Raw genomic sequence first — 20,490 nt, 5'->3', positions numbered from 1 at the left:
CTGCGGCGGCGCCGTGGCCGGGATGCGGCGGCCATGGGTAGCACCGGCCCCCCCAACGGTCAATGTGACGGTCGATGCGGGGGCCAACGCGGGGCCAAGAGGCCTCTTGCGCCGCCGCGCAGGGGCGCGAAACCGCCGTTCTCGGCCTCGTTATCTGCCTCCGAGGCCGGAAAAGCGCCGCCGCGCGGCGCCGGGCGCGGGCTCCGGGGGCCTGTGCTAAGCTCTTTCGCCCGCTTCGCCGTCAGTGCTATCCCCAAGGTATGAGCCGTCCGCCCGAATCCCGGTCTCCGTTCCGCAGCCTGCCCAGCGCCCATGCCTCCGTGGCCTGGCCGGCGCTGCCCGGCCCGGGCCCGGCACTGACCGCGTCCCTGCTGCAACAACTGGAGGAGAGCCAGTGGCTGGCGCCGGAGGAGCTCCGGGCCCGCCAACTGCTTCAGGCGGGCGCCCTGCTCGACCACGCCTACCGTCACTTGCCGTTCTACCGCGACCGCCTGGCTCTGGCCGGCCACCTGCCCGGCAAGGTGCCTACCCCGGAGGTTTGGGCCAATATCCCGGTATTGAGCAGGGCGGACCTGCAGCGCGCGGGCGCGGCGCTGTTCAGCCCGGCGGTGCCGGAGCGGCACGGGAAGACCTACGAGCTCACCACCAGCGGGTCCACCGGGCGGCCGATCACGGCGCGCGGCACGGCTATGACGCAGCTCTTCTACGACGTGCTCACGCTGCGCGAGCACCTGTGGCACCGGCGGGATTTCAGCGGCACCCTGGCGGCGATCCGCGCTCTTCCCAACGACGTCGCCGGCTACCCCGAGGGCGCCCGCGGCGACTCCTGGGGCCGGTCGATGCGCGGCCTGTTCGACACCGGCCCCGGCGTCATGCTGTCGGTCGTCGCCCGTGTCGAGGAACAGCTCGACTGGCTGCAGCGCCAGCAGCCCGACTACCTGCTGATCTATCCCTCGGCGCTGCGCGATCTGCTGCTGCTCTGCAAGGAGCGGGGCGTCGCCTTGGCGAAGCTGCGGGAAGTGCGCACGCTCTCCGAGGCTCTGCCGGCGGCGACGCGGGAGCTGTGCCGCGAGGTCTGGGGTCTCAAGGTCATCGACATGTACAGCACCCAGGAGGCGGGCTATCTCGCCCTCCAGTGTCCGGATCACGAGCACTACCACGCCCAGTCGGAGTCCGTGCTGCTGGAGGTGATCGACGAGGCCGGGCAGCCCTGCGCTCCCGGTGAGGTGGGCCAGGTGGTGGTGACGCCGCTTGTCAACTTCGCCATGCCGATGATCCGCTATGCCGTCGGTGATTTGGCGGAGGTCGGCGAAGTCTGCTCCTGCGGGCGCGGCCTGCCGGTGCTCAAACGCGTTCTCGGGCGCGTCCGCGACATGCTGGTCTATCCCGACGGCCGCAAGGCCTGGGCCCTGATGGGCGAGTTCAATTATTCGCAGTTCCCCGAGGTCCGGCAGTTTCAGGCCATCCAGCATGGCGTCGACGACATCGAGTTGAAGATCGTCGCCGACCGGCGCCTGACCGGAATCGAGGAAGGCAAGCTCATCGAGTGGTTCCGCTATCGCAGCCAGCACGACTTCCCCATCAGGGTGACCTACCACGAGGAGATCCCGCGCGGGCCCGGCGGCAAGTTCCAGGACTTCCGCTGCGACGTTACGGAGGCGCAGGTGCGGGAGCTGCGGGAGCGAAAGGCGTGAACCCGCCGGCCGCGCGGGGCGGCGGCGTCGGGAAGCCGATGCCCCTGCCCCTGCCCACGGGCGACCCGGCCACCGTCTGGCCGGCGTTGCCGCGTCCCGGGGTGGCGCTGACGGCGGCGCTGCTGCAGCAGCTCGACCGCAGCCAGTGGTGGCCGCCCGGGGAGCTGCGCCGCCAGCAGTTCCGCCAGGCCGCGGCGCTGTTGGATCATGCCTGGCGCCATGTGCCCTTCTACCGGGAACGTCTGGCCGGGGCGGGCTTTCATCCCGGAACGGCGTTGACGCCCCGGGTCTGGTCCCGCATCCCGGCGCTGCGCCGCGGCGAGCTGCAGCAGGCCGGAGAAGCGCTGGCGAGCCCGGTCGTGCCGCCGCGCCATGGCGAGGTCCACGAGACCAGCTCCAGCGGCTCGACCGGCCAGGTGGTGACGGTCCGCGGCACGCAGCTCACGCAGCTCGTGTGGGAGGCGCTCACCCTGCGCGACCATCTCTCGCAGCGGCGCGATCCCCGCGGCCGGCTCGCCGCCATCCGGCCCTATCCGGCGGGTGCCGCCGACTATCCGCAGGGTGCCTTGGCGAAGGACTGGGGCAGTTCGGCTTCGGGTCTCTTCCCCGGCGGGCCCTGCAACATGCTGAACATCAACACCACCGCGCCGCAGCAGGCCGAGTGGCTGTTGCGGGTCAGGCCGGCCTATCTGCTGACCTATCCTTCGACCCTGCGCGAGCTGCTGCTCCACTGCCGGGAGCAGGCGATCACGATCCCCGGACTCCGGGAGGTGCGCACCCTCTCCGAGACCCTGCCGCCGGAGACGCGGGACTTGTGCCGTGAGGTCTGGGGGCTGCCCATCGTCGACGGCTACAGTTGCCAGGAGACCGGCCTGCTGGCGCTGCAATGCCCCGAGCAGGAGCACTACCATGTGCAGGGCGAGGCGGTGCTCCTGGAGGTGCTGAACGAGGCCGGCGAGGCCTGCGGCCCCGGCGAGGCCGGCGAAGTGGTGATCACTTCGCTGATGAACTTCGCCATGCCGTTGATTCGCTATGCCCTGGGCGATATGGCCGAGGTTGGGCCGCCCTGCCCCTGCGGACGCGGCCTGCCGGTGTTGAGCCGCGTGCTGGGGCGGCAGCGCAACACGCTGAGGTATCCCGACGGCCGGCGCGGCTGGCCGATGATGGGCGACATCTTCCACGCCGGGGTGGCGGGCATCCGCCAGTACCAGATCCTCCAGCACGGCCTGGACGACATCGAGATGAAGCTGGCCACGGCGGCGCCCCTGGGTGCCGAGGACGAGGCCAAGCTGCGGGAATGGCTGCACTTCCGCAGCGGCTACCCCTTTAAGGTGCGCTTCAGCTACGCGGCCGGGATCCCGCGCGGGCCCAGCGGCAAGTTCGAGACCTTCATCAGCCGGATTCCGGCGGAAAACATCGCAAAACAGAAAGATTGAACCCTGGCGCGGCGGCGCTATCATCGCGCCCAGCCAATTCCCTGCCGGAGACGACCCCCATGGCTCAGCAGCCGCCTGAAATCATCGACGTGGACACCCCTAAGGTTGCCTGCGACGGCGGCAAGGGCCCGCTCGGCCATCCGCGCGTCTTCCTCAATATGGAAGGCAAGGGCCAGATCGACTGCCCCTACTGCGGGCGCCGCTTCGTGCTGAAGCAGGGCGCGGCGGCGGAATAGGGCCGCCGAACAGTCAGCAGCTGTCAGCTTTCCGGCTGCTAGGCGCTCGACTTCGCCGGGGGGCTCCGGCATTCTCCGGGGCATGACGCAAGCCCCCTACAAACACCTCTATCTGGTCGACGGCTCCGGCTACATCTTCCGGGCCTACTTCGCCATTCCGCCGCGCAACACCTCCGACGGCACGCCCACCAACGCCACCTTCGGTTTCACCAACATGCTGGTGAAGCTGCTGCGCGACAGCGATGCCGATGCCATCGCCGTGATCTTCGACAAGTCGGGCAAGACCTTCCGCAACGAGATCTACCCGGAGTACAAGGCGCACCGGCCTGAGCCGCCGGAGGATCTGATCCCGCAGTTCGCGGCGATCCGCGAGGCGACCCGGGCCTTCAACCTGCCCTGCATCGAGCTGCAGAACTACGAGGCCGACGACCTCATCGCCACCTACGCCCGCCTGGCCAGGGAAGCGGGGATCGAGGTTACGGTGGTGTCCTCCGACAAGGACCTCATGCAGCTGGTCGACGGCGGCATCGCCATGCTCGACCCCATGAAGGACCGCAAGATCGGCTACGACGAGGTGAAGGAAAAGTTCGGCGTGACGCCGGACAAGGTGGTCGACGTGCAGGCCCTGGCCGGGGATTCCACCGACAACGTGCCCGGCGTTCCCGGCATCGGCGTGAAGACCGCCGCCCAACTCATCGAGGAATACGGCGACCTGGAATCCCTGCTGGCGCGCGCCGGGGAGATCAAGCAGCCCAAGCGCCGCGAGAAGCTGATCGAGAACGCCGAGCTGGCGCGCATCTCCAAGCAGCTCGTGACCCTGGACCGGAATGCCCCGGTCGAGGTCGACCTGACGACCTTCGGCCTCAAGCAGCCGGAGCCCGACGATCTGCGCGCCTTCCTGGAGCGCTACGAGTTCCGCTCCCTGCTGCGCCGCCTCTCCGACCAGCTGGGCGGCGGCGAGGAGAGCGCGACGCCGGTGGAAGCGGCGCCGGAGTCCGCCGAGGAAGCCGCCTACGAGCTGGTGCAGGATATGGCCGCCCTGGAGCGTTGGGTGGCGGCGGCGCAGGCGCGCGGCATCGTTGCGGTGGATACCGAGACCACTTCGCTCGACCCCCTGGCGGCGGAGCTGGTGGGCGTCTCGCTGTCGACCGCGCCGGGCCAAGCGTGCTATGTCCCGCTGGGCCACAAGGCGGCGGATACCAACGACGGCGGCCTGGACTTCGGCGGCGCCGCCGAGGCGCCGAAGCAGATCCCCCTGAAGAAGGCCATCGCCGCGCTGAAACCGCTGCTGGAGGATCCCGGCGTCCTCAAGGTCGGCCAGAACATCAAGTACGACCTGCTGGTCTTCGCCCGCCAGGGCATCTCCGTGGCGCCCGTCGATGACACCATGCTGCTGTCCTACGTGGTCGAAGGCGGCCTGCACGGCCACGGCATGGACGAATTGGCGCAGCTTCACCTCGACTACCAGACCATCAAGTTCAAGGAGGTCGCCGGCAGCGGCAAGAACCAGGTGACCTTCGACAAGGTGCCGCTCGACAAGGCGCTGGACTACGCCGCCGAGGACGCGGACATCACCCTGCGCCTCTACGAGGTGCTGAAGCCGCGCCTGGTCAGCGACCGCCTGACCACGGTCTACGAGACCATCGAGCGGCCCCTGGTGCAGGTGCTGGCGGAGATGGAGCTGACCGGCATCAAGGTCGACCGCGCCACCTTGCACCGCATGTCCAACGACTTCGCCAAGCGCATCGACGAGCTGCAGAAGCAGATCTACAAGCTGGCCGGGCGCGAGTTCACCATCGGCTCGCCCAAGCAGCTGGGCGAGATCCTCTTCGACGAGATGTCCCTGCCCGGCGGCAAGAAGGGCAAGTCCGGCGCCTACGCTACCGGTGCGGACATCCTGGAAGGCCTCGCCAATCAGGGCCACGACCTGCCGGCCCGCGTGCTGGACTGGCGTCAGGTGTCGAAACTGAAAAGCACCTATACCGACGCCCTGCAGACCCAGATCAACGAGGAGACGGGGCGCGTCCACACATCGTACTCGCAGGCCGTGGCCTCCACCGGGCGCCTCTCGTCCAACGATCCCAACCTGCAGAACATCCCGGTGCGCACCGAGGAAGGCCGCAAGATCCGCACCGCCTTCGTCGCCGAGAAGGACCACGTGCTGCTGTCGGTGGACTACAGCCAGATCGAGCTGCGCCTCACCGCGCATATCGCCGAGGTCGACGCACTGAAGCAGGCCTTCCACGAGGGCCAGGACATCCACGCCATCACCGCCTCGCAGGTTTTCGGCGTGCCCGTCGAGGGCATGGACCCCATGACCCGCCGCAAGGCCAAGGCGATCAATTTCGGCATCATCTACGGCATCTCCGCCTTCGGCCTGGCGCAGAACCTCGGCATTGCCCAGGGCGAGGCCAAGGCCTACATCGATGCCTACTTCGAGCGCTATCCCGGCATCCGCGCCTACATGGACAAGATGAAGAAGGCGGCGCGCGAGCAGGGCTTCGTCACCACGCTCTTCGGGCGCAAGATCCACGTGCCGGGCATCAAGGACAAGAACCCGGCCCGGCGCAGCTTCTCCGAGCGCGCGGCCATCAACGCGCCGATCCAGGGCACGGCGGCGGACATCATCAAGCGCGCCATGATCCGCGTGCCCCCGGCGCTGGAAGACGCCAAGCTCGGCGCGCGCATGCTGCTGCAGGTGCACGACGAACTGCTGCTCGAAGTGCCGAAGGCGGAGGTCGAGGAGACCTCCGCCCTGGTGCGCGAGGTGATGGAGAACGCCTGCGCGCCGGCGGTCGAGCTCTCGGTGCCGCTCACCGCCGACGCCGGCACCGGCGCCAACTGGGCCGAGGCGCATTAAGGGGGAGGTCATGGAACCGCAGCGGCCAGAGCTCCAACTTCTCTCCACCCTCACCTGCCCGCACTGCGGCCACGCGGAGACGGAGACCATGCCGAGCGACGCCTGCCAGTGGTTCTACGACTGCAAGGGCTGCGGCGCGGTCCTGAAGCCGAAACCGGGCGACTGCTGCGTCTTCTGCTCCTACGCCACGGTCCCCTGCCCGCCCAAGCAGTCGGGCGACGACTGCTGCGGCACGGGCTGAGGCCCGGCGATGAGCCGCATCCTGCCCGCGCCCAAGCGCGACTTCATCGGCCTGGACGGCAAGGTGCACCTGGCGGCGGGCGGCGAGCCGCCGCTGCTGACGAAGCACCGCGAGGCCTTCGAGGCTTTCGCCCGCGACAAGGCGAGGGGCTACGACGGCTACTGGACCCACTGGAAGGTGGATGACGAGGTGCGTGGGCAGATCGCGCGGATGATGCGCCTGGAGGCGGGCGACATCGCCCTGCTGGGCAACGCCTCCGACGGCATCATGTCTGTCGTCTCCGGCTTCGACTGGAAGCCTGGCGACAGGGTGGTGGCGCCGGAACTGGACTACGCTTCCGGGCGCTACGCCTTCGCCAGCCTGAAGCGCCTGGGCGTCGAGGCGGCCATGGTCCCGGCGCGCGGCTGGGTCTTGAGCGAGGACGATCTGCTGGCCGCCTGCGACGAACGCACGCGCCTGGTCTACGCCAGCCAGGTCAATGCGCTGACCGGCCAGCACCTCGACCTGGAGAAGCTCTCGGCGGGTCTCAACGGCAAAGGCGTTGCCTTGATGGTCGACGCCAGCCACGCCTTCGGCGCGGTGCCGCTGCGCGGCGACCTCTGCGATTTCCTGGTGACGGCCTGCTACAAGTTCGCCCTCGGCATCCACGAAGGCATCCTCGGCTGGAACCGCCGCCGCCAGCCGGATTTCATGCCGGGCGGCGCCGGCTGGTCGTCCGCTGAACCCGGCGCGACGCCCGCCGACTATGTGATGAAGCCGGACGCGCGGCGCTTCGAATACGGCAATGCCGGGCACCTGGGCGCCTACCTGCTGCGCGAGTCTCTCGCCTACCTGGAGAGTTTCGGCATGGAGGCCATCGCCGCGCACAACCGCGCCCTGGCGGAACAACTCATCGCGGGCCTGACCCGCCTGGGCCTGGAAGTCATGACCCCGGCGGGCAAAGCGAACCACGCCGGTAATGTCTGCTTCGTCTGTCCCGACCCTGAAGCCGTGATGCGCCGCGCGGCGCAAGACGATATTCTCATCTGGGCAGACAATGGGCGGGTGCGCGTTTCCGTGCACCTCTTCACGACGCAGGAGGACGTGGAGCGGTTCATGGACCGCCTGCCCATCTATCTGCAATGAGATTTGGCGTAAGGGAGACGGCATGGCCGAGGCATGGCTGAAGCAGTCGATACGGCAGCTTTATACCGGCAGCAGCAAGGTGGCGACGCGCTTCCGTTATGGTCTCATTGCCTTCGACCTCGCGACCATCGCCTTCTTCGTGGCGACAGCGCCGGACTTTCCGACGCCCTTCATCCTCGCCGCCGACTTCGTCATCGGCCTGGTCATCCTGGCCGACTTCCTGGCGCGCCTCTGGATCGCCCCGAGGAAGCTGCAGATGCTGCGGCAACTCTACACCCTGGCCGACATCCTGGTGATCCTGACGCTGCTGCTGGCGCCCTTCCTGACGACGAACTTCGCCTTCCTGCGGGTGCTGCGCGCCCTGCGCCTGCTGCACTCCTACCACGTGCTGCGCGACCTGAGGCGCGAGACCGCGTTCTTCCGCCGCAACGAGGACGTGGTCGTCGCCTGCGTGAACCTCGGCGTCTTCATCTTCGTCACCACGGCCCTGGTCTTCACCATGGAGCACCGGCAGAACCCGGACATCGTCACCTATCTCGACGCGCTCTACTTCACTGTGGCGACGCTGACCACCACCGGGTTCGGCGACATTACCATGAAGGACGAGTTCGGGCGCCTGCTGGCGGTGGTCATCATGGTGGTGGGGGTTGCCCTCTTCCTGCGCCTGGCGCAGACCATCTTCCAACCGCGCAAGATCCGTTACACCTGTCCGGACTGCGGCCTGACGCGCCACGATCCCGACGCGGTGCATTGCAAGCACTGCGGGCGCACCATCAAGATCGAGACCGAGGGCACCGGCTAGCGCCCGCGCGGCTAGCCGTCCGCCGCCGGCTTGAGGATGCGCAGGAAGCCCTGGGCCGCCTTGTCGAAGCGGTCCAGGTCGTCCAGGCTGAGGGCCATCACCATGGCGCCCTCCAGCAGGGAAATCAGATGATCCGCCAGCGCCTGCGGGGGGCCGCGGAATTCGATCTCCCCGGCGGCGCGGCCGTCTTTCAGAACCTCGACCAGCCAGTCCTCGCAGAGCTTGAAGAAGGCGCGGACCTCGGCATTGACCTCCTCGGGCAGGCTGCCCCGCTCGGCGGCCAGCACGCCGCAAAGGCAGAGGCGCTGTTCGGTCAGCGTGCGGCGGAACAGGGCGATGAAGCACTTCAGCCGTTTCGGCGCCGCTGTCTGGCGCCGCCGCACCTCGGCCAGTTCTTCGCCGAAGAGCCTGCGGTAGCGCGCGACCAGGACGACGCCCAGGTCGCCCTTGCTGGGGAAGTGGTAGTGGATGCTCGCCGACTTGATGCCGATGGCCTGGGCGATGTCGCGGAAACTGAAGCCGTTGTAACCGCGCGTCTGAATCAGCTCCTGCGCGACGTCCAGCACCCTCTCGGCGGTGAGTCCCGACACCTTGGTCATTCCCCCCTAATCGTCCCCTCCCGAATCAGCCTCCGCGACGGAGTATAGGCATTGCGCCGGAACTAAAAAAGCAAACGGCCCGCCCCGCCGCCGGCGGGAACGGGCCGCTGCCGGTTTCTGCGCCTGGTCAGGCCGCGGGGCGGATGCCGGCGGCCACCACGTCGTCGTCGACGTAGCTTTCGAACTGCTTGAAGTTGGCCTCGAAACGCTGGGTCAGGTCGCGCACCGTGGTGTCGTAAGCCTGCTTGTCGTTCCAGGTGTTGCGCGGGTTCAGCACCTCGGCGGGCACGTCCGGGCAGGCCTCCGGCATCAGCAGGCCGAACTGCGGATGCTTGGCCGCGGCGATCCGGTCGAGCGCACCGCTGAGCGCCGCGCGCACCATCGAGCGGGTATAGGCGATTTTCATGCGCTCACCCGTGCCGTAGGCGCCGCCGGTCCAGCCGGTGTTGACCAGCCAGCAGTTGGCGCCGGTGGCGGCCATCTTGTCGCCCAGCATCTTGGCGTAGACCGAGGGGTGCCGCGGCATGAAGGGCGCGCCGAAGCAGGTCGAGAAGGTGGCCGAGGGCTCGGCGCCCATGCCCTTCTCCGTGCCGGCGACGCGCGCTGTGTAGCCGGAGAGGAAATGGTACATGGCCTGCTCCGGCGTCAGCTTCGAGATCGGCGGCAGCACGCCGAAGGCGTCGGCGGTCAGCATGACGATGTTCTTCGGCTGGCCGCCCTGCCCGCTCTTCACCACGTTGGGGATGAAGTCCAGCGGATAGCTGGCGCGGGTGTTCTCGGTATAGCGGTTGTCGTCCAGGTCCAGCCGCCGGGTGATGGGGTCGATGACCACGTTCTCGAGCACCGTGCCGAAGCGCCCGGTGGTGGCGTGGATCTCCGGTTCGGCCTGGGGGTCCAGGCGGATCACCTTGGCGTAGCAGCCGCCCTCGAAGTTGAAGACGCCGCCCGCCGACCAGCCGTGCTCGTCGTCGCCGATCAGATGGCGGCTGGTGTCGGCGGAGAGCGTCGTCTTGCCGGTGCCCGAGAGGCCGAAGAAGATCGCCGTGTCGCCGCCCGGCCCGATGTTGGCCGAGCAGTGCATCGGCAGTACGCCGCGTTCGGGCAGCAGGTAGTTGAGGATCGAGAAGACCGATTTCTTGATCTCGCCGGCATAGACGGTGCCGCCGATCAGCACCGTGCGCCGTGCGAAGCTGACCACGATGAAGCTCTCGCTGTTGGTGCCGTCGGTCTCCGGGTCGGCGTGCAGGAAGGGCGCGTGCAGCACGGTGAACTGCGGCTGGAAGCCGCCCAGCTCGCTCTCCGGCGGCTGGAGGAACATGTTGCGGGTGAAGAGGGAGTGCCAGGCGCTCTCGCTGACCACGCGCACCGGCAGGCGGTAGGCGGGGTCGGCGCCGGCGTAGACGTCCTGCACGAAGACGTCGCGGTCCTTCAGGTAGTCGGCCAGCTTGGCGTGCAGGCGCTCGAATCCGGCCTCGTCGATGGCGACGTTGACGCTGCCCCACCAGATGTCGCCCTCGGTCTCGGCCTCGCGGACGATGAACTTGTCGTTGGGCGAACGTCCCGTGTGCTTGCCGGTCAGCACCACCAGGGCGCCGCCCTCGGCGAGCTGGCCTTCGCCGCGCTTCAGGGTTTCCTCATAGAGGGCGGCGGTCTCGAGGTTCCAATACGCGGTACGAAGATCTTTCAGGCCGTGCTGATCCAGGCCGTTCCGGCTGACGGCTTTGCCGACGTTATCCAATGCTCTGTCCTCCCGAGCGTTTTCCGTGTCCTTCGCTTTTTCCGGCCGGCGCTGCGGCCGCGCCCCGTTTCGGGGTCGTTGCGGGGGCTCGAGGAGCCTCCCGTAGACGTGCCTCTTACCCTGCTGCCCAAGGAGGGTGACCGGCAGAGAAATAGTCGGTTCCGCCAGGCTTGGCCATGCCGATTATGTGACTTTTGCGGCCCGGGAGTCTTCCCTTTGCGAGGCCGCTCCCGATGATTCTTTGCGGCCGGTCTCACGCTCAATCCGGCTTCTGCCGGGCGGCCTCGCCCAGCAGGCCGTGCTTGCGCAGGCGGTTGCGCAACTGGTCGTAGGTGAGGCCGAGCTGGCGGGCGGTGGCGCGCTGGTTGTAGCGTTGCGCCGCCAGGGCCTGGCTCAGCAGGTCGTGCTCCACCCGTTTCATCGCCTCGCGCAGGTCGAAGGCCCGCAAGGGGTCGGAGAGGATGCCGCCCAGCGGCGCCTTCTCCCCTGCGCCCTTCGGACGGTCGGCCTCCGGGACGGCTGTTTCCCGCGCCGGCGCCGCGCCGCCCGCTGCAGGGGACCAGGGGCTGGCGAAGGGGTCGAGCGCCACGGCGTCGATCTCCTCATCGGGCGTGCCGCGCGCCACCGAGCGTTCCACCGTGTTGCGCAGTTCGCGCACGTTGCCGGGCCAGTCGTGGGCCTGCAGTTGTTCCATCGCCGCCTCGGAGAAGCCGGGGAATTGCGGCCAGTCCAGCTCGTTGGCCATTTCGCGCCCGAAATGAAGCGCCAGCAGAGGGATGTCGTCCGGGCGCGCGCGCAGCGGCGGCAGGGTGACGACCTCGAAGGCCAGCCGGTCCAGCAGGTCGGCCCGGAAACGGCCCGCGGCGGCGGCGGCCGGCAGGTCCTCGTTGGTGGCGCCGATGACCCGCACGTCGACCTCCAGGGTGGCGTTGCCGCCGACCCGCTCGAAGGCGCCGTACTCGATGGCGCGCAGCAGCTTTTCCTGCACCGCGGGACTGGAGGAGGCGATTTCGTCCAGGAACAGGCTGCCGCCGTCGGCGATCTCGAAGCGCCCGGCCCGCCGCTTCGCCGCGCCGGTGAAGGCGCCGGCCTCGTGGCCGAAGAGCTCGGTCTCCAGCAGGCTCTCGGCCAGGGCTGCGCAGTTCAGCTTCACAAAGGGGCCGTCCCAGCGCCGCGACAGGAAGTGCAGGCGCGCGGCCACCAATTCCTTGCCGGTGCCGCGCTCGCCGATGACCAGCACTGGCCGGTCGAGCGGCGCCACGCGGGAGATTTGCTCGGCCAGCGCCATGAAGGCGGAGGATTCGCCCAGCAAGGGCGGAAGGTCGGTCATAGCCATCGTGTAAATATAGCGATGGATTAGTAGAAAACACCAATAAACAGTATTTGTGACGGTGTACGTGGTGCCCGCATAGATCGACCGCTCCGGAATTTATCAATCTAAATCAATGAGTTGATGTTGAGGTTCGGATTTGGCACGCGGCTTGCCAATAGACCTGGTGAAAGGCGCCAGCTTGTTGGGGCCTCAAGCCACGAGACAGAAAGACGGGGACGCGATGAGCCGTTGGAACGACACGTCAGACAGGTTTGATTCAGGGCGCAAGGCCGGGAGCGGTCAGGACTTCGGCCGCTGGGTCGAGCGGACCCGCGGCTACCTGAAGAGCCGCACCGCCGACCACTGGCTGATGTTCGCCGGCGGCCTGCTGATTGGCGCGCTGCTGGGCTAGGAACGCAAGACCTGACCCTAAATAGCGGCACCTCGCTCTTGTGAAGAGCCGCCGCAACACCGAGATAACCGAGAGCAAGCGACAAGGATCGAGACCGATGGGTATCTTCTCCCGCCTCACCGACATCATCAATTCCAACCTCAACTCCATCCTCGACCGGGCCGAAGACCCGCAGAAGATCATCCGCCTGGTGATCCAGGAGATGGAGGACACCCTGGTGGAGGTGCGCTCCACCGCCGCCAAGACCATCGCCGAGAAGAAGGAAAGCGCCCGCAAGCTGGGCCGCCTGGAGGAGGCGCAGCGGAATTGGGAGGAGAAGGCCGAGCTGGCGCTGTCCAAGGGCCGCGAGGACCTGGCCAAGGGCGCCCTGGTGGAGAAGGCCAAGATGGCCGAGGCAGCGGCGCTGCTGAAGGAGGAGTTGGAGGAGCTCGACGCCATGCTGGCCCAGGGCGAAGCCGACATCGCCAAGCTGGAGAGCAAGCTGCGCGAAGCCAAGGCCAAGCAGCAGGCGCTGACCGCCCGCCACGAGACCGCTTCCTCGCGCCTCAAGGTGCGCCGCAACCTCTACGACGGCCGCGTCGACGAGGCCTTCGCTCGCTTCGAGCAGGTGGAGAAGAAGCTGGACCAGGCCGAGGGCGAGGTCGAGGCTTTCGACCTGGGCCGGGGCAAGTCCCTGGCCGAGGAGATTTCCGAGCTGGCCGCCGAGTCCGCCATCGAGGACGAACTGGCGGCGCTGAAAGCGAAGGTCGCCGCCGGCAAGGCCGCCGCCAAGGCGGCTCCCAAGGCAGAAAGCGAGTAACGGGCCGGCCGGTCCCAGGAGCGTAGAGGTCTATGGATTACAACGCATTAGGTATCATCTTCCTGGCCGTGGTGGCGCCGATCTGGATCATCGCCCACTACACCACGCGCTGGAAGGCGACCAAGGCGCTGTCGAGTGACGAGGAGCAGCTCCTGGAGGAGTTGTGGAAGAGCTCGGAGCGCATGGAGCAGCGCATCAACGCGCTGGAACGCATCCTCGATGCCGAGGTGACCGACTGGAGGAAGCAGCTGTGATGAGCCCGCGCCCCAGCCACTGCCGCCCGCGCGGCCAGAACCCTCACGCCGAGGGCGGGAGCCGGCCGGGCTGCGGTTCCGGCGGCCCGCGGCCGAGCCGCCTCTACCGCAACACCGAGCGCGGCAAAATCTTCGGCGTCTGTGCCGGGCTGGCCGACTATTTCGGCATCAGCGTCTTCGTGGTGCGTATCGCTGCGGTGATCGCGCTGTTCGTCTTCACCATGCCGACGCTGGTCTGTTACTTCCTGGCCGCCCTGCTGATCAGCAAGGCGCCCGAGTACCACTACGAGTCGGACGCGGAGAAGGAGTTCTGGCGCCAGGTGCGCGTGAAGCCCAGCGAGAGCCTGTCGCGCCTGCGCCACCGCTACCGCGAGCAGGAACAGCGCATCCGCAACATGGAAGCCTTCGTGACCTCCTCGGAGGCCAAGCTGCACCGCGCCTTCCGCGACCTCGAAGCCTGAGTTTAACCCCTAAGTCCCTGACAAACCTTATTTTGCTGCGCAGCCCGGAATTCCATGCTGCGCAGCATTTTTGTGCGGCTCAGCCGCAGCAGGCCTTGTCCGGGTCGCCGGTCCGTGCGGCCGCTTCGGCAGGCCCGGTACCGCAGGCTACATCGGCGCAGCAGGCCGAGGCGGCAGCTTCCTCGCGCGCGTTCTCCCCATAGACCGTGATCTCGCCGTGGGAACGGAAGGTCTCCCAGGCGATGCCCTGAGGGTCGTTGACCCAGGCCTTGTCGGAGCGGGCATAGCAGCAGGCTGCGTCCTTCTGCTCCAGCAGCTCGGCGCCGGAGGCGGCCAGCCGCCCGGCGACCTCTTCCAACTCCTCGGCGTCGTCCACCTGGATGCCCAGGTGGTCCAGGCCGGAGTTGCGGGCGCGCTTGGAGAGGGCGAAGTTCACCCGCGGGTCGTCCAGCGCCCACTTCGCGTAGTCGTCCTTCAGCACGCTGGGCGCGGTTCCGAAGAGGACCGAATAGAAGCCGACGGACTTGTCCAGGTCGTCGACGCTGATGTGAACGTGCAGGCGCTTCATGCTTCGGGCTCCTTTCCTGCGGCCATGGCGGGTCCTGCGGTCATGGCGGGCGTCCGGCAGCCGCTGCGGCAACAGTTCTCCGTCAGATAGCCGACGAGGCCGCGCATGGTGGCGAAGTCGGCGGCGTAGATCAGCGAGCGTCCGGCGCGCCGGCAGGTGACCAGCCGCGCCCGGCGCAGTTCCTTCAGGTGAAACGACAGGGTCGCCGCCGGCAGTCCCAGGCGCGCGCCCACGTCGCCGGCCGCCATGCCGGCCGGGCCTTCCGCCACCAACAGGCGGAAGATGTCCAGTCGCGTCTCCTGGGCCAGAGCCGCAAGGCCGCTGAGGATGTTTTCTTTTTCCATATTTCCAATAATATAGAAATATAACCCCGCGTCAAGTCGGACGCGGCGGAAAGATTTCGGGGCGCGCGCCTCACGACGGAAGCAGGAGCAGCGGCGGCGCTTGCGCCGCGCCGCTTCGTCAAAGCTGCACGCCGGCCGCTCGAGCACACAAGTGGCAAGGTCATTGGCACGCCCTTAATTCGCCCTTAACCAAGACGATGCTATTCCCCAGACGAGCGGAACTGCGCCCTCCGTCGGAATCCATCCTTGGTGCCGGGAGTTCTATGATCGGGTTTTCAGTCTCGGCTACGATTTGGGGGTCGCTGATTGGCGCCTCGGTGCTCTTCGCGGCGCTCGCCTACCTGCGCGCCATGCCGGGCGCGCCGCCTGGGGTGGGGTACTGGACCCTCGGCTTCGGGCTCTGGGTACTGCGCCTGGGCAGCTATCTCGCCGACGGCTATTTCAATCCCGCCCTCCATACCTTTCTGAATGAATCCCTGCAGGTCTCGGCGTCCCTGCTGCTGATGGCGGGCACCCTGAGCTTCGTCGGCCGCGCCGTTCCGGTCAGGATTTTCGCCTACATGCTCGCCGCCGCCGGGCTATGGGCGGCCTTCACCGCCTTCGTCATCGACAATTTCATGCTGCGCAGCATTCCGCTCTATTTCGCCTCCGGCGCCGCACTCTCCTATGCTGGCTTGTGCCTGCTGCGCAGCCGCCAGAACGAGGCCCTGGCGGCGGGCCGGCTCGTCGGTTTCGCCCTGCTGGCCTGGGGGCTGCACAAGTTCGACTATCCCTGGCTGCGGCCGGTCGAATGGTTCGCGCCCTTCGGCTACCTGATCTCCCAGTCGCTCGCCATGTTCAGCGCCGTCGGCCTGCTGCTGCTCTCCGCCGGCCACCAGCGCGGCAGAGCCAAGCAGGCCGAGGAAAAGCACGAGCAGAGCCGCGAGCATCTGGCGACGCTCAACCAGCTTCTGCAGGTTTCCCTCGGCAACGCTCCCCTGGAAAAACAGCTTTCCCAAGCCCTGGACATCATCATCGCCGCGCCCTGGCTCTCCGTCGAGCCGCGCGGCGGCATCTTCCTGTCGAAGGACGCGCGGCTGGGCCTGACGGCCGAGAACGACGCCGCTTCGGCGCAGGACCCGATCTGCGCTCCGGTGGCCTTCGGCGCCTGCCTCTGCGACCGCACCGCCAGCGGCCAGACCTTCACCTGTGCGGCCCAGAGGGGCGACCTCCACGACATTCGCCAGGAGAGCGACGCGCGGCGGGGCCACTACACGGTGCCGATCGTCTCCAATGCCGAAACTCTGGGCGCGCTGCTGCTCTACCTCCCCGAGGGGCGGGAACGCGACGAGCCCGAGGCCAACCACCTGCGCGCCGTCGCCGACGTCCTGGCCGGCATGATCGTGCGCAAGAGCGCCGAGGCGGAGTTGCGGGCCAGCCGCAGCCGCCTGGTGGAGGCGCAACGCATCGCCCGTGTCGGCAGTTGGGAAACCGACCTTCGCCACGGCGCCTCGATCTGGTCCGACGAGGAGTTCCGGATCCTCGGCTACGAGCCGGGCGCGGTCGAAGCCTCCTACGAGGCCTTCCTCGACTGCGTTCACCCCGACGACAAGGCGGCGGTGAACCGCGCCATGGACGCCATCGCGCGGCAGGACTTCTATATGGTCGACCACCGCGTGGTCCATCCGGACGGCACTGTCCTCTACGTGAGCGAACTGGCAGAGGTGGTGCGCGACTCCGCGGGCCTGCCCATCAAGCTGATCGGCACCACTCAGGACGTGACCGAGGACAAGGTCGCCGAAATGGCGCTGATGAGAGCCAAGCGAGGCGCCGAAGCGGCGAACCAGGCCAAGTCGGCCTTCCTGGCGACCATGAGCCACGAGCTGCGCACGCCGCTCAACGCCATCATCGGCTTCGCCCAACTGCTCGAGCGTCAGTTGGAAGGGCCGGCGAAGGTGAGCAAGTACAGCGAGTATATCGGCCACATCCGCGAGAGCGGCGAACACCTGCTCGCGGTCATCAACGACATTCTGGACCTCTCGCGCGTCGAAGCCGGCCAGTCGGCCTTGAGCGAGAGCGCGATCGACATTGCCGAGCTGGTGCAGCGCACCACGACCCTTATGGAAGCCAAGGCGCGCAGCGGCGGATTGGCGCTGCGCCTGCGGCTCGCCGACGGCCTGCCGCTGCTGCGCGGCGACGAACGCGCCCTGAAGCAGGTGTTGCTGAACCTGGTGGCCAACGCGCTGAAGTTCACCGAGCGCGGCGGCGAAGTCTCCGTGGAGTTGAGCCTCAGCGGGGAAGAGCTGGTGCTGGCGGTGCGCGACAGCGGCATCGGCATCGCCGAGAAGGACCACGAGCGGATCTTCGAACCCTTCGTCCAGGCCGAAAGCGCCTTCAGCCGCCGCTATGAGGGGACCGGCCTCGGCCTGCCGCTGGTGAAGTCGCTGGTGGAGATGCACGGCGGGCGCATCGCCTTGGAAAGCGCGCCGGGCCAGGGCACCTTGGTCAGCGTCTTCTTCCCGGCCGAGCGGCTGCTGGCGGCGAAGGCGGAAACGGCGGCGCCGCGCCGGCCGGAAGCCCGCAGCATCGGCTGAACCCGCCGTCCTCCACAGCCCTTTTTCGCCGGGGAATTGATCCCCATCTATCCAGAAAATGCCGCAAAAAGGCCACAGTCCCCGGCCAGCCTTGTCCCCATCGTGGCTTCCCGTCGATCCGGCGGCGGAGGTGCGAGAGCGGGGGAAAGCGGCGGCCGCCGCGCGACCCACTGGCGGCTTGCCGCCGGGGCCGGGGTCTGCTTACGTGCCCGGGCGCGTCCAGGCAGGACCTGCGTCTGCGCGGAAGACGGGCGCTTTCCGCCGCGATCTGGTCTAATTGAGAGGGGTTCCCAGAAGCCCAGTGCCCACTATCAGGATTAGGAGCATCATGAGATCGACTTTTCGGTCGTACCCGCTAGGAGCCGCGCGCGGCGCGATGTGGTGCATCGGGCAAGCGCGGCGACGCGGCGGGGGCGGAGCGAAAAGCGACCCTGCGGGCGGCCGGGCGCGGCCCGTGGACGTTGTCGCGCCGGCTTGCCGATGCCCCACATCGCCTGCACCGGCGCTCCTAGCCACGGGACGCCCCCGGCCGTCTCATGACGCTCCTAATCCTGATAGTGGGTACTAGCCCATGCAAGACACCATCGCCCTGGTCGACGACGACCGCAATATCCTGACTTCGGTCTCCATCGCCCTGGAGGCGGAGGGGTTCAAGGTCCGCACCTACAACGACGGCGCCGAGGCGCTGCGCGGCATCTCCGCCAGCCCGGTCGACCTGGCGGTTCTCGACATCAAGATGCCCCGCATGGACGGCATGGAGTTGCTCGGCCATCTGCGCAAGTCCTCCAACCTGCCGATCATCTTCCTGACCTCGAAGGACGACGAGATCGACGAGGTGCTGGGCCTGCGCATGGGCGCCGACGACTACATCACCAAGCCCTTCTCCCAGCGCCTGCTGATCGAACGCATCCGCGCGCTGCTGCGCCGCGAGAAGGGCGGCGAGGACGGCGCGGTTCCCGGCGAGGCGCCGGAGGCGCCCCTGGTGCGCGGCGAACTCACCCTCGACCCGGCGCGCCATCTCTGCTCCTGGAAGGGCGAGCGCATCAACCTCACGGTCACCGAGTTCCTGATCCTCAAGGCCTTGGCGCAGCGCCCCGGCCACGTGAAGAACCGCGACCAGCTCATGGACGCCGCCTACGGCGAGTCCGTCTACGTCGATGACCGCACCATCGACAGTCATATCAAGCGGCTGCGGAAAAAGTTTCGCGATATCGACGACAGCTTCCAGCAGATCGAAACGCTGTACGGTGTCGGCTATCGCTACCGGGAAGCCTAGGGTCCCGATTTGAAGGCCGTCAGACGATGAGCCTCGAAAGCCAAAGCGGCCGCGTTCTGCTGCGCCGGAACGGCAGGGCCGGAGGCGCCGCGGGTCGCGCGGCGGAAACGCCGGCGGACGCCGCGCCTCATGCCGAGGGCGCGCCGCCGCGTCCGGCCCGGCGCCGGCCGCGTGGCTGGCGCTCGCCGCTGACCCGGCGCATCCTCACCATCAATGTTCTGGTCCTGCTGATCCCGGTGCTGGGCCTCATGCACCTGGACCAGTACCGCGACAGCCTCATCGCTGCCGAGATCGACTCCCTGCGCATCCAGGGACGCGCCTTCTCGCTGTCGCTCGGCTCCACGGCGGTGGTCGCCACCCAGGTGGGCGACGAGCGCCTGCTGCCGGAAGTGACCCGCAATCTCATGCGCGTGCTGCTGGTGGACACCGGCGTGCGCGCGCGCATCTTCGCGCGGTCCGGCGAGATCCTGGCCGACAGCTTCGTGCTGGGTGGGCCCGGCGGGCAGGTCCAGGTGCAAGCCCTGCCGCCCCAGGGCGAGGGCGGTCTCGGCCTGCTGCGCCGCCTGCTGAACCTCGCTGTCCAGTGGATCCCCGGCAAAGACAAATTTCCGATCTACCAGGAATCGCGCGAGCAGAAGGCGCTCGACTACGCGGAGGTTCTGGGCGCCCTGAGCGGGCAGAGCCCCGGCATGGTGCGCGTCGACCGCCAGGGCCGCCTGGTGCTCTCCGTCGCCGTCCCGGTGCAACGCTACCGTCAGGTGCTGGGCGCGCTGATGCTGTCGAAAGACGGCGCCGTGGTGGACGCGGCGGTGGACGACCGGCGCCGCGACATCCTTATCGTCTGCGGCGTCGCCTTCGGCGTCACGGTGCTGCTGTCGTTCTACCTGGCCGGCACCATCGCCCGGCCGATCCGCCGCCTCGCCATGGCCGCCGACCAGGTGCGCTCCGGCAAGGGCCGCCAGTACGAGCTGCCGGACTTTACCCGCCGTGGTGACGAGATCGGCGATCTGTCGGATTCGCTGCGCGCCATGACCGAAGCGCTCTGGGCGCGGCTCGACGCCATAGAGGCCTTCGCTGCCGACGTGGCGCACGAGATCAAGAACCCGCTGACCTCCCTGCGCAGCGCGGTGGAGACCGTCGCGCGGGTCGAGGACCCGGAGCAGCAGAAGAAGCTGATGTCGATCATCCTCGACGACGTGCATCGTCTCGACCGTCTGATCAGCGACATCTCCGACGCCTCGCGCCTGGACGCGGAGCTGTCGCGCGCGGAAATGGAAGCGGTCGACGTCGGCGAGCTGCTGCGCGCCCTGGTGTCGGTGCAGGAAGCCGTCGAGCGGGAGGGCGCGCCGCGCTTCACGCTCGACGTGCTGGATCACCAGGACCTCTCGGTCCCCGGCATCGAGGGGCGTCTGGGGCAGATCTTCCGCAACCTCATCAGCAATGCCATCACCTTCTCGCCGCCGGGCGGCGTGATCCGCCTCTCGGCGCAGCGCCAGGCCGGCGAGGTGGTGGTGGCGATCTCCGACGAAGGCCCCGGCATTCCCGAGGGCAAGCTGGAGGCGGTCTTCCAGCGCTTCTATACCGAGCGCCCGGCGGGCGAGAAGTTCGGCACCCATTCCGGCCTGGGGCTTTCCATCTCCAAGCAGATCGTCGAAGCCCACGGCGGCGTCATCAAGGCGGAGAACCGCCGCGGCCCCGGTGGCGAGGTCTGCGGCGCCAGCTTCGTGGTGCGCCTGCCGGCCGAAACAGATTAGGCGTGC

At 68.1% G+C, this 20,490-nt stretch carries 19 protein-coding genes; 14 read left to right on the top strand and 5 right to left on the bottom strand.

Features of this window, described 5'->3' with window-relative positions; translation table 11 throughout:
• Positions 1-260 precede the first annotated feature (260 nt).
• The 7 genes from AAFN88_RS02365 (at position 261) to AAFN88_RS02335 (ending at position 8,394) form a co-directional block, all read left to right on the top strand.
• Entirely contained in the window at positions 261-1,694 is a 1,434-nt protein-coding gene (locus AAFN88_RS02365; RefSeq protein WP_347517898.1) for a hypothetical protein, read from the top strand.
• The gene (locus tag AAFN88_RS02360) at positions 1,691-3,130 is read left to right on the top strand and encodes a hypothetical protein (protein WP_347517897.1); all 1,440 of its coding nucleotides are present in this window, start codon (positions 1,691-1,693) and stop codon (positions 3,128-3,130) included. The genes AAFN88_RS02365 and AAFN88_RS02360 overlap by 4 nt, the downstream gene beginning before the upstream one ends.
• A gap of 59 nt (positions 3,131-3,189) precedes the next feature.
• On the top strand, positions 3,190-3,366 hold the full coding sequence (locus tag AAFN88_RS02355) for a zinc-finger domain-containing protein (protein ID WP_347517896.1): 177 nt from the start codon (positions 3,190-3,192) through the stop codon (positions 3,364-3,366).
• Between the two features lie 82 nt (positions 3,367-3,448).
• A complete protein-coding gene (polA, locus tag AAFN88_RS02350) occupies positions 3,449-6,226 on the top strand; it encodes a DNA polymerase I (RefSeq protein ID WP_347517895.1) in 2,778 nt (925 codons plus the stop codon).
• A gap of 10 nt (positions 6,227-6,236) precedes the next feature.
• Positions 6,237-6,467: a GDCCVxC domain-containing (seleno)protein gene (locus tag AAFN88_RS02345; protein WP_347517894.1), complete on the top strand. Its 231-nt coding sequence runs from the start codon at positions 6,237-6,239 to the stop codon at positions 6,465-6,467.
• A 9-nt stretch (positions 6,468-6,476) separates the two neighbouring features.
• The gene (locus AAFN88_RS02340; protein WP_347517893.1) at positions 6,477-7,592 is read left to right on the top strand and encodes an aminotransferase class V-fold PLP-dependent enzyme; all 1,116 of its coding nucleotides are present in this window, start codon (positions 6,477-6,479) and stop codon (positions 7,590-7,592) included.
• A gap of 22 nt (positions 7,593-7,614) precedes the next feature.
• Positions 7,615-8,394: an ion channel gene (locus AAFN88_RS02335; RefSeq protein ID WP_347517892.1), complete on the top strand. Its 780-nt coding sequence runs from the start codon at positions 7,615-7,617 to the stop codon at positions 8,392-8,394.
• Between the two features lie 11 nt (positions 8,395-8,405).
• On the opposite strand, the gene AAFN88_RS02330 is transcribed toward AAFN88_RS02335, so the two are convergent.
• From AAFN88_RS02330 to pspF, 3 genes are all read right to left on the bottom strand, one after another.
• Positions 8,406-8,993, bottom strand: coding sequence for a TetR/AcrR family transcriptional regulator (locus tag AAFN88_RS02330; RefSeq protein WP_347517891.1), 588 nt, complete (start codon positions 8,991-8,993; stop codon positions 8,406-8,408).
• Positions 8,994-9,120: 127 nt separating this feature from the next.
• A complete protein-coding gene (locus AAFN88_RS02325) occupies positions 9,121-10,731 on the bottom strand; it encodes a phosphoenolpyruvate carboxykinase (RefSeq protein WP_347517890.1) in 1,611 nt (536 codons plus the stop codon).
• 259 nt (positions 10,732-10,990) lie between these two features.
• Complete coding sequence (pspF, locus tag AAFN88_RS02320; protein WP_347517889.1) at positions 10,991-12,061, bottom strand: phage shock protein operon transcriptional activator; 1,071 nt, start codon at positions 12,059-12,061, stop codon at positions 10,991-10,993.
• A 223-nt stretch (positions 12,062-12,284) separates the two neighbouring features.
• Between pspF and AAFN88_RS02315 the strand changes: the two genes are divergently transcribed.
• The 4 genes from AAFN88_RS02315 to pspC all read left to right on the top strand — a co-directional run bounded on the left by AAFN88_RS02315 (position 12,285) and on the right by pspC (position 13,969).
• On the top strand, positions 12,285-12,455 hold the full coding sequence (locus AAFN88_RS02315) for a hypothetical protein (RefSeq protein ID WP_347517888.1): 171 nt from the start codon (positions 12,285-12,287) through the stop codon (positions 12,453-12,455).
• A gap of 97 nt (positions 12,456-12,552) precedes the next feature.
• Entirely contained in the window at positions 12,553-13,254 is a 702-nt protein-coding gene (gene pspA, locus AAFN88_RS02310) for a phage shock protein PspA (protein ID WP_347517887.1), read from the top strand.
• A 32-nt stretch (positions 13,255-13,286) separates the two neighbouring features.
• The gene (gene pspB / locus AAFN88_RS02305; protein ID WP_347517886.1) at positions 13,287-13,508 is read left to right on the top strand and encodes an envelope stress response membrane protein PspB; all 222 of its coding nucleotides are present in this window, start codon (positions 13,287-13,289) and stop codon (positions 13,506-13,508) included.
• Positions 13,508-13,969 carry an envelope stress response membrane protein PspC gene (gene pspC, locus AAFN88_RS02300; protein ID WP_347517885.1) on the top strand — a complete coding sequence of 154 codons (462 nt, stop codon included), beginning with the start codon at positions 13,508-13,510 and terminating at the stop codon, positions 13,967-13,969. The genes pspB and pspC overlap by 1 nt, the downstream gene beginning before the upstream one ends.
• A gap of 79 nt (positions 13,970-14,048) precedes the next feature.
• Here pspC and AAFN88_RS02295 read toward each other — a convergent pair whose 3' ends face one another.
• Together AAFN88_RS02295 and AAFN88_RS02290 are read right to left on the bottom strand one after the other, a co-directional pair.
• The gene (locus AAFN88_RS02295) at positions 14,049-14,537 is read right to left on the bottom strand and encodes an ArsI/CadI family heavy metal resistance metalloenzyme (protein WP_347517884.1); all 489 of its coding nucleotides are present in this window, start codon (positions 14,535-14,537) and stop codon (positions 14,049-14,051) included.
• Positions 14,534-14,881 (bottom strand): metalloregulator ArsR/SmtB family transcription factor, encoded by a 348-nt coding sequence (locus AAFN88_RS02290; protein WP_347517883.1) that lies wholly within the window; start codon positions 14,879-14,881, stop codon positions 14,534-14,536. The genes AAFN88_RS02295 and AAFN88_RS02290 overlap by 4 nt, the downstream gene beginning before the upstream one ends.
• Before the next feature lie 263 nt (positions 14,882-15,144).
• Here AAFN88_RS02290 and AAFN88_RS02285 point away from each other — a divergent pair, with 263 nt between their 5' ends.
• The 3 genes from AAFN88_RS02285 to AAFN88_RS02275 all read left to right on the top strand — a co-directional run bounded on the left by AAFN88_RS02285 (position 15,145) and on the right by AAFN88_RS02275 (position 20,484).
• On the top strand, positions 15,145-17,454 hold the full coding sequence (locus AAFN88_RS02285; protein WP_347517882.1) for an ATP-binding protein: 2,310 nt from the start codon (positions 15,145-15,147) through the stop codon (positions 17,452-17,454).
• A 571-nt stretch (positions 17,455-18,025) separates the two neighbouring features.
• Positions 18,026-18,730 (top strand): response regulator transcription factor, encoded by a 705-nt coding sequence (locus AAFN88_RS02280; protein ID WP_347517881.1) that lies wholly within the window; start codon positions 18,026-18,028, stop codon positions 18,728-18,730.
• Between the two features lie 26 nt (positions 18,731-18,756).
• On the top strand, positions 18,757-20,484 hold the full coding sequence (locus AAFN88_RS02275; RefSeq protein WP_347517880.1) for a stimulus-sensing domain-containing protein: 1,728 nt from the start codon (positions 18,757-18,759) through the stop codon (positions 20,482-20,484).
• Positions 20,485-20,490: the final 6 nt, after the last annotated feature.

Source organism: Pelagibius sp. CAU 1746, assembly GCF_039839785.1.
Taxonomy (GTDB): domain Bacteria; phylum Pseudomonadota; class Alphaproteobacteria; order Kiloniellales; family Kiloniellaceae; genus Pelagibius.
Note: the sequence above shows the minus strand (reverse complement) of the source record. Positions and strands in the feature narration are given on the sequence as shown.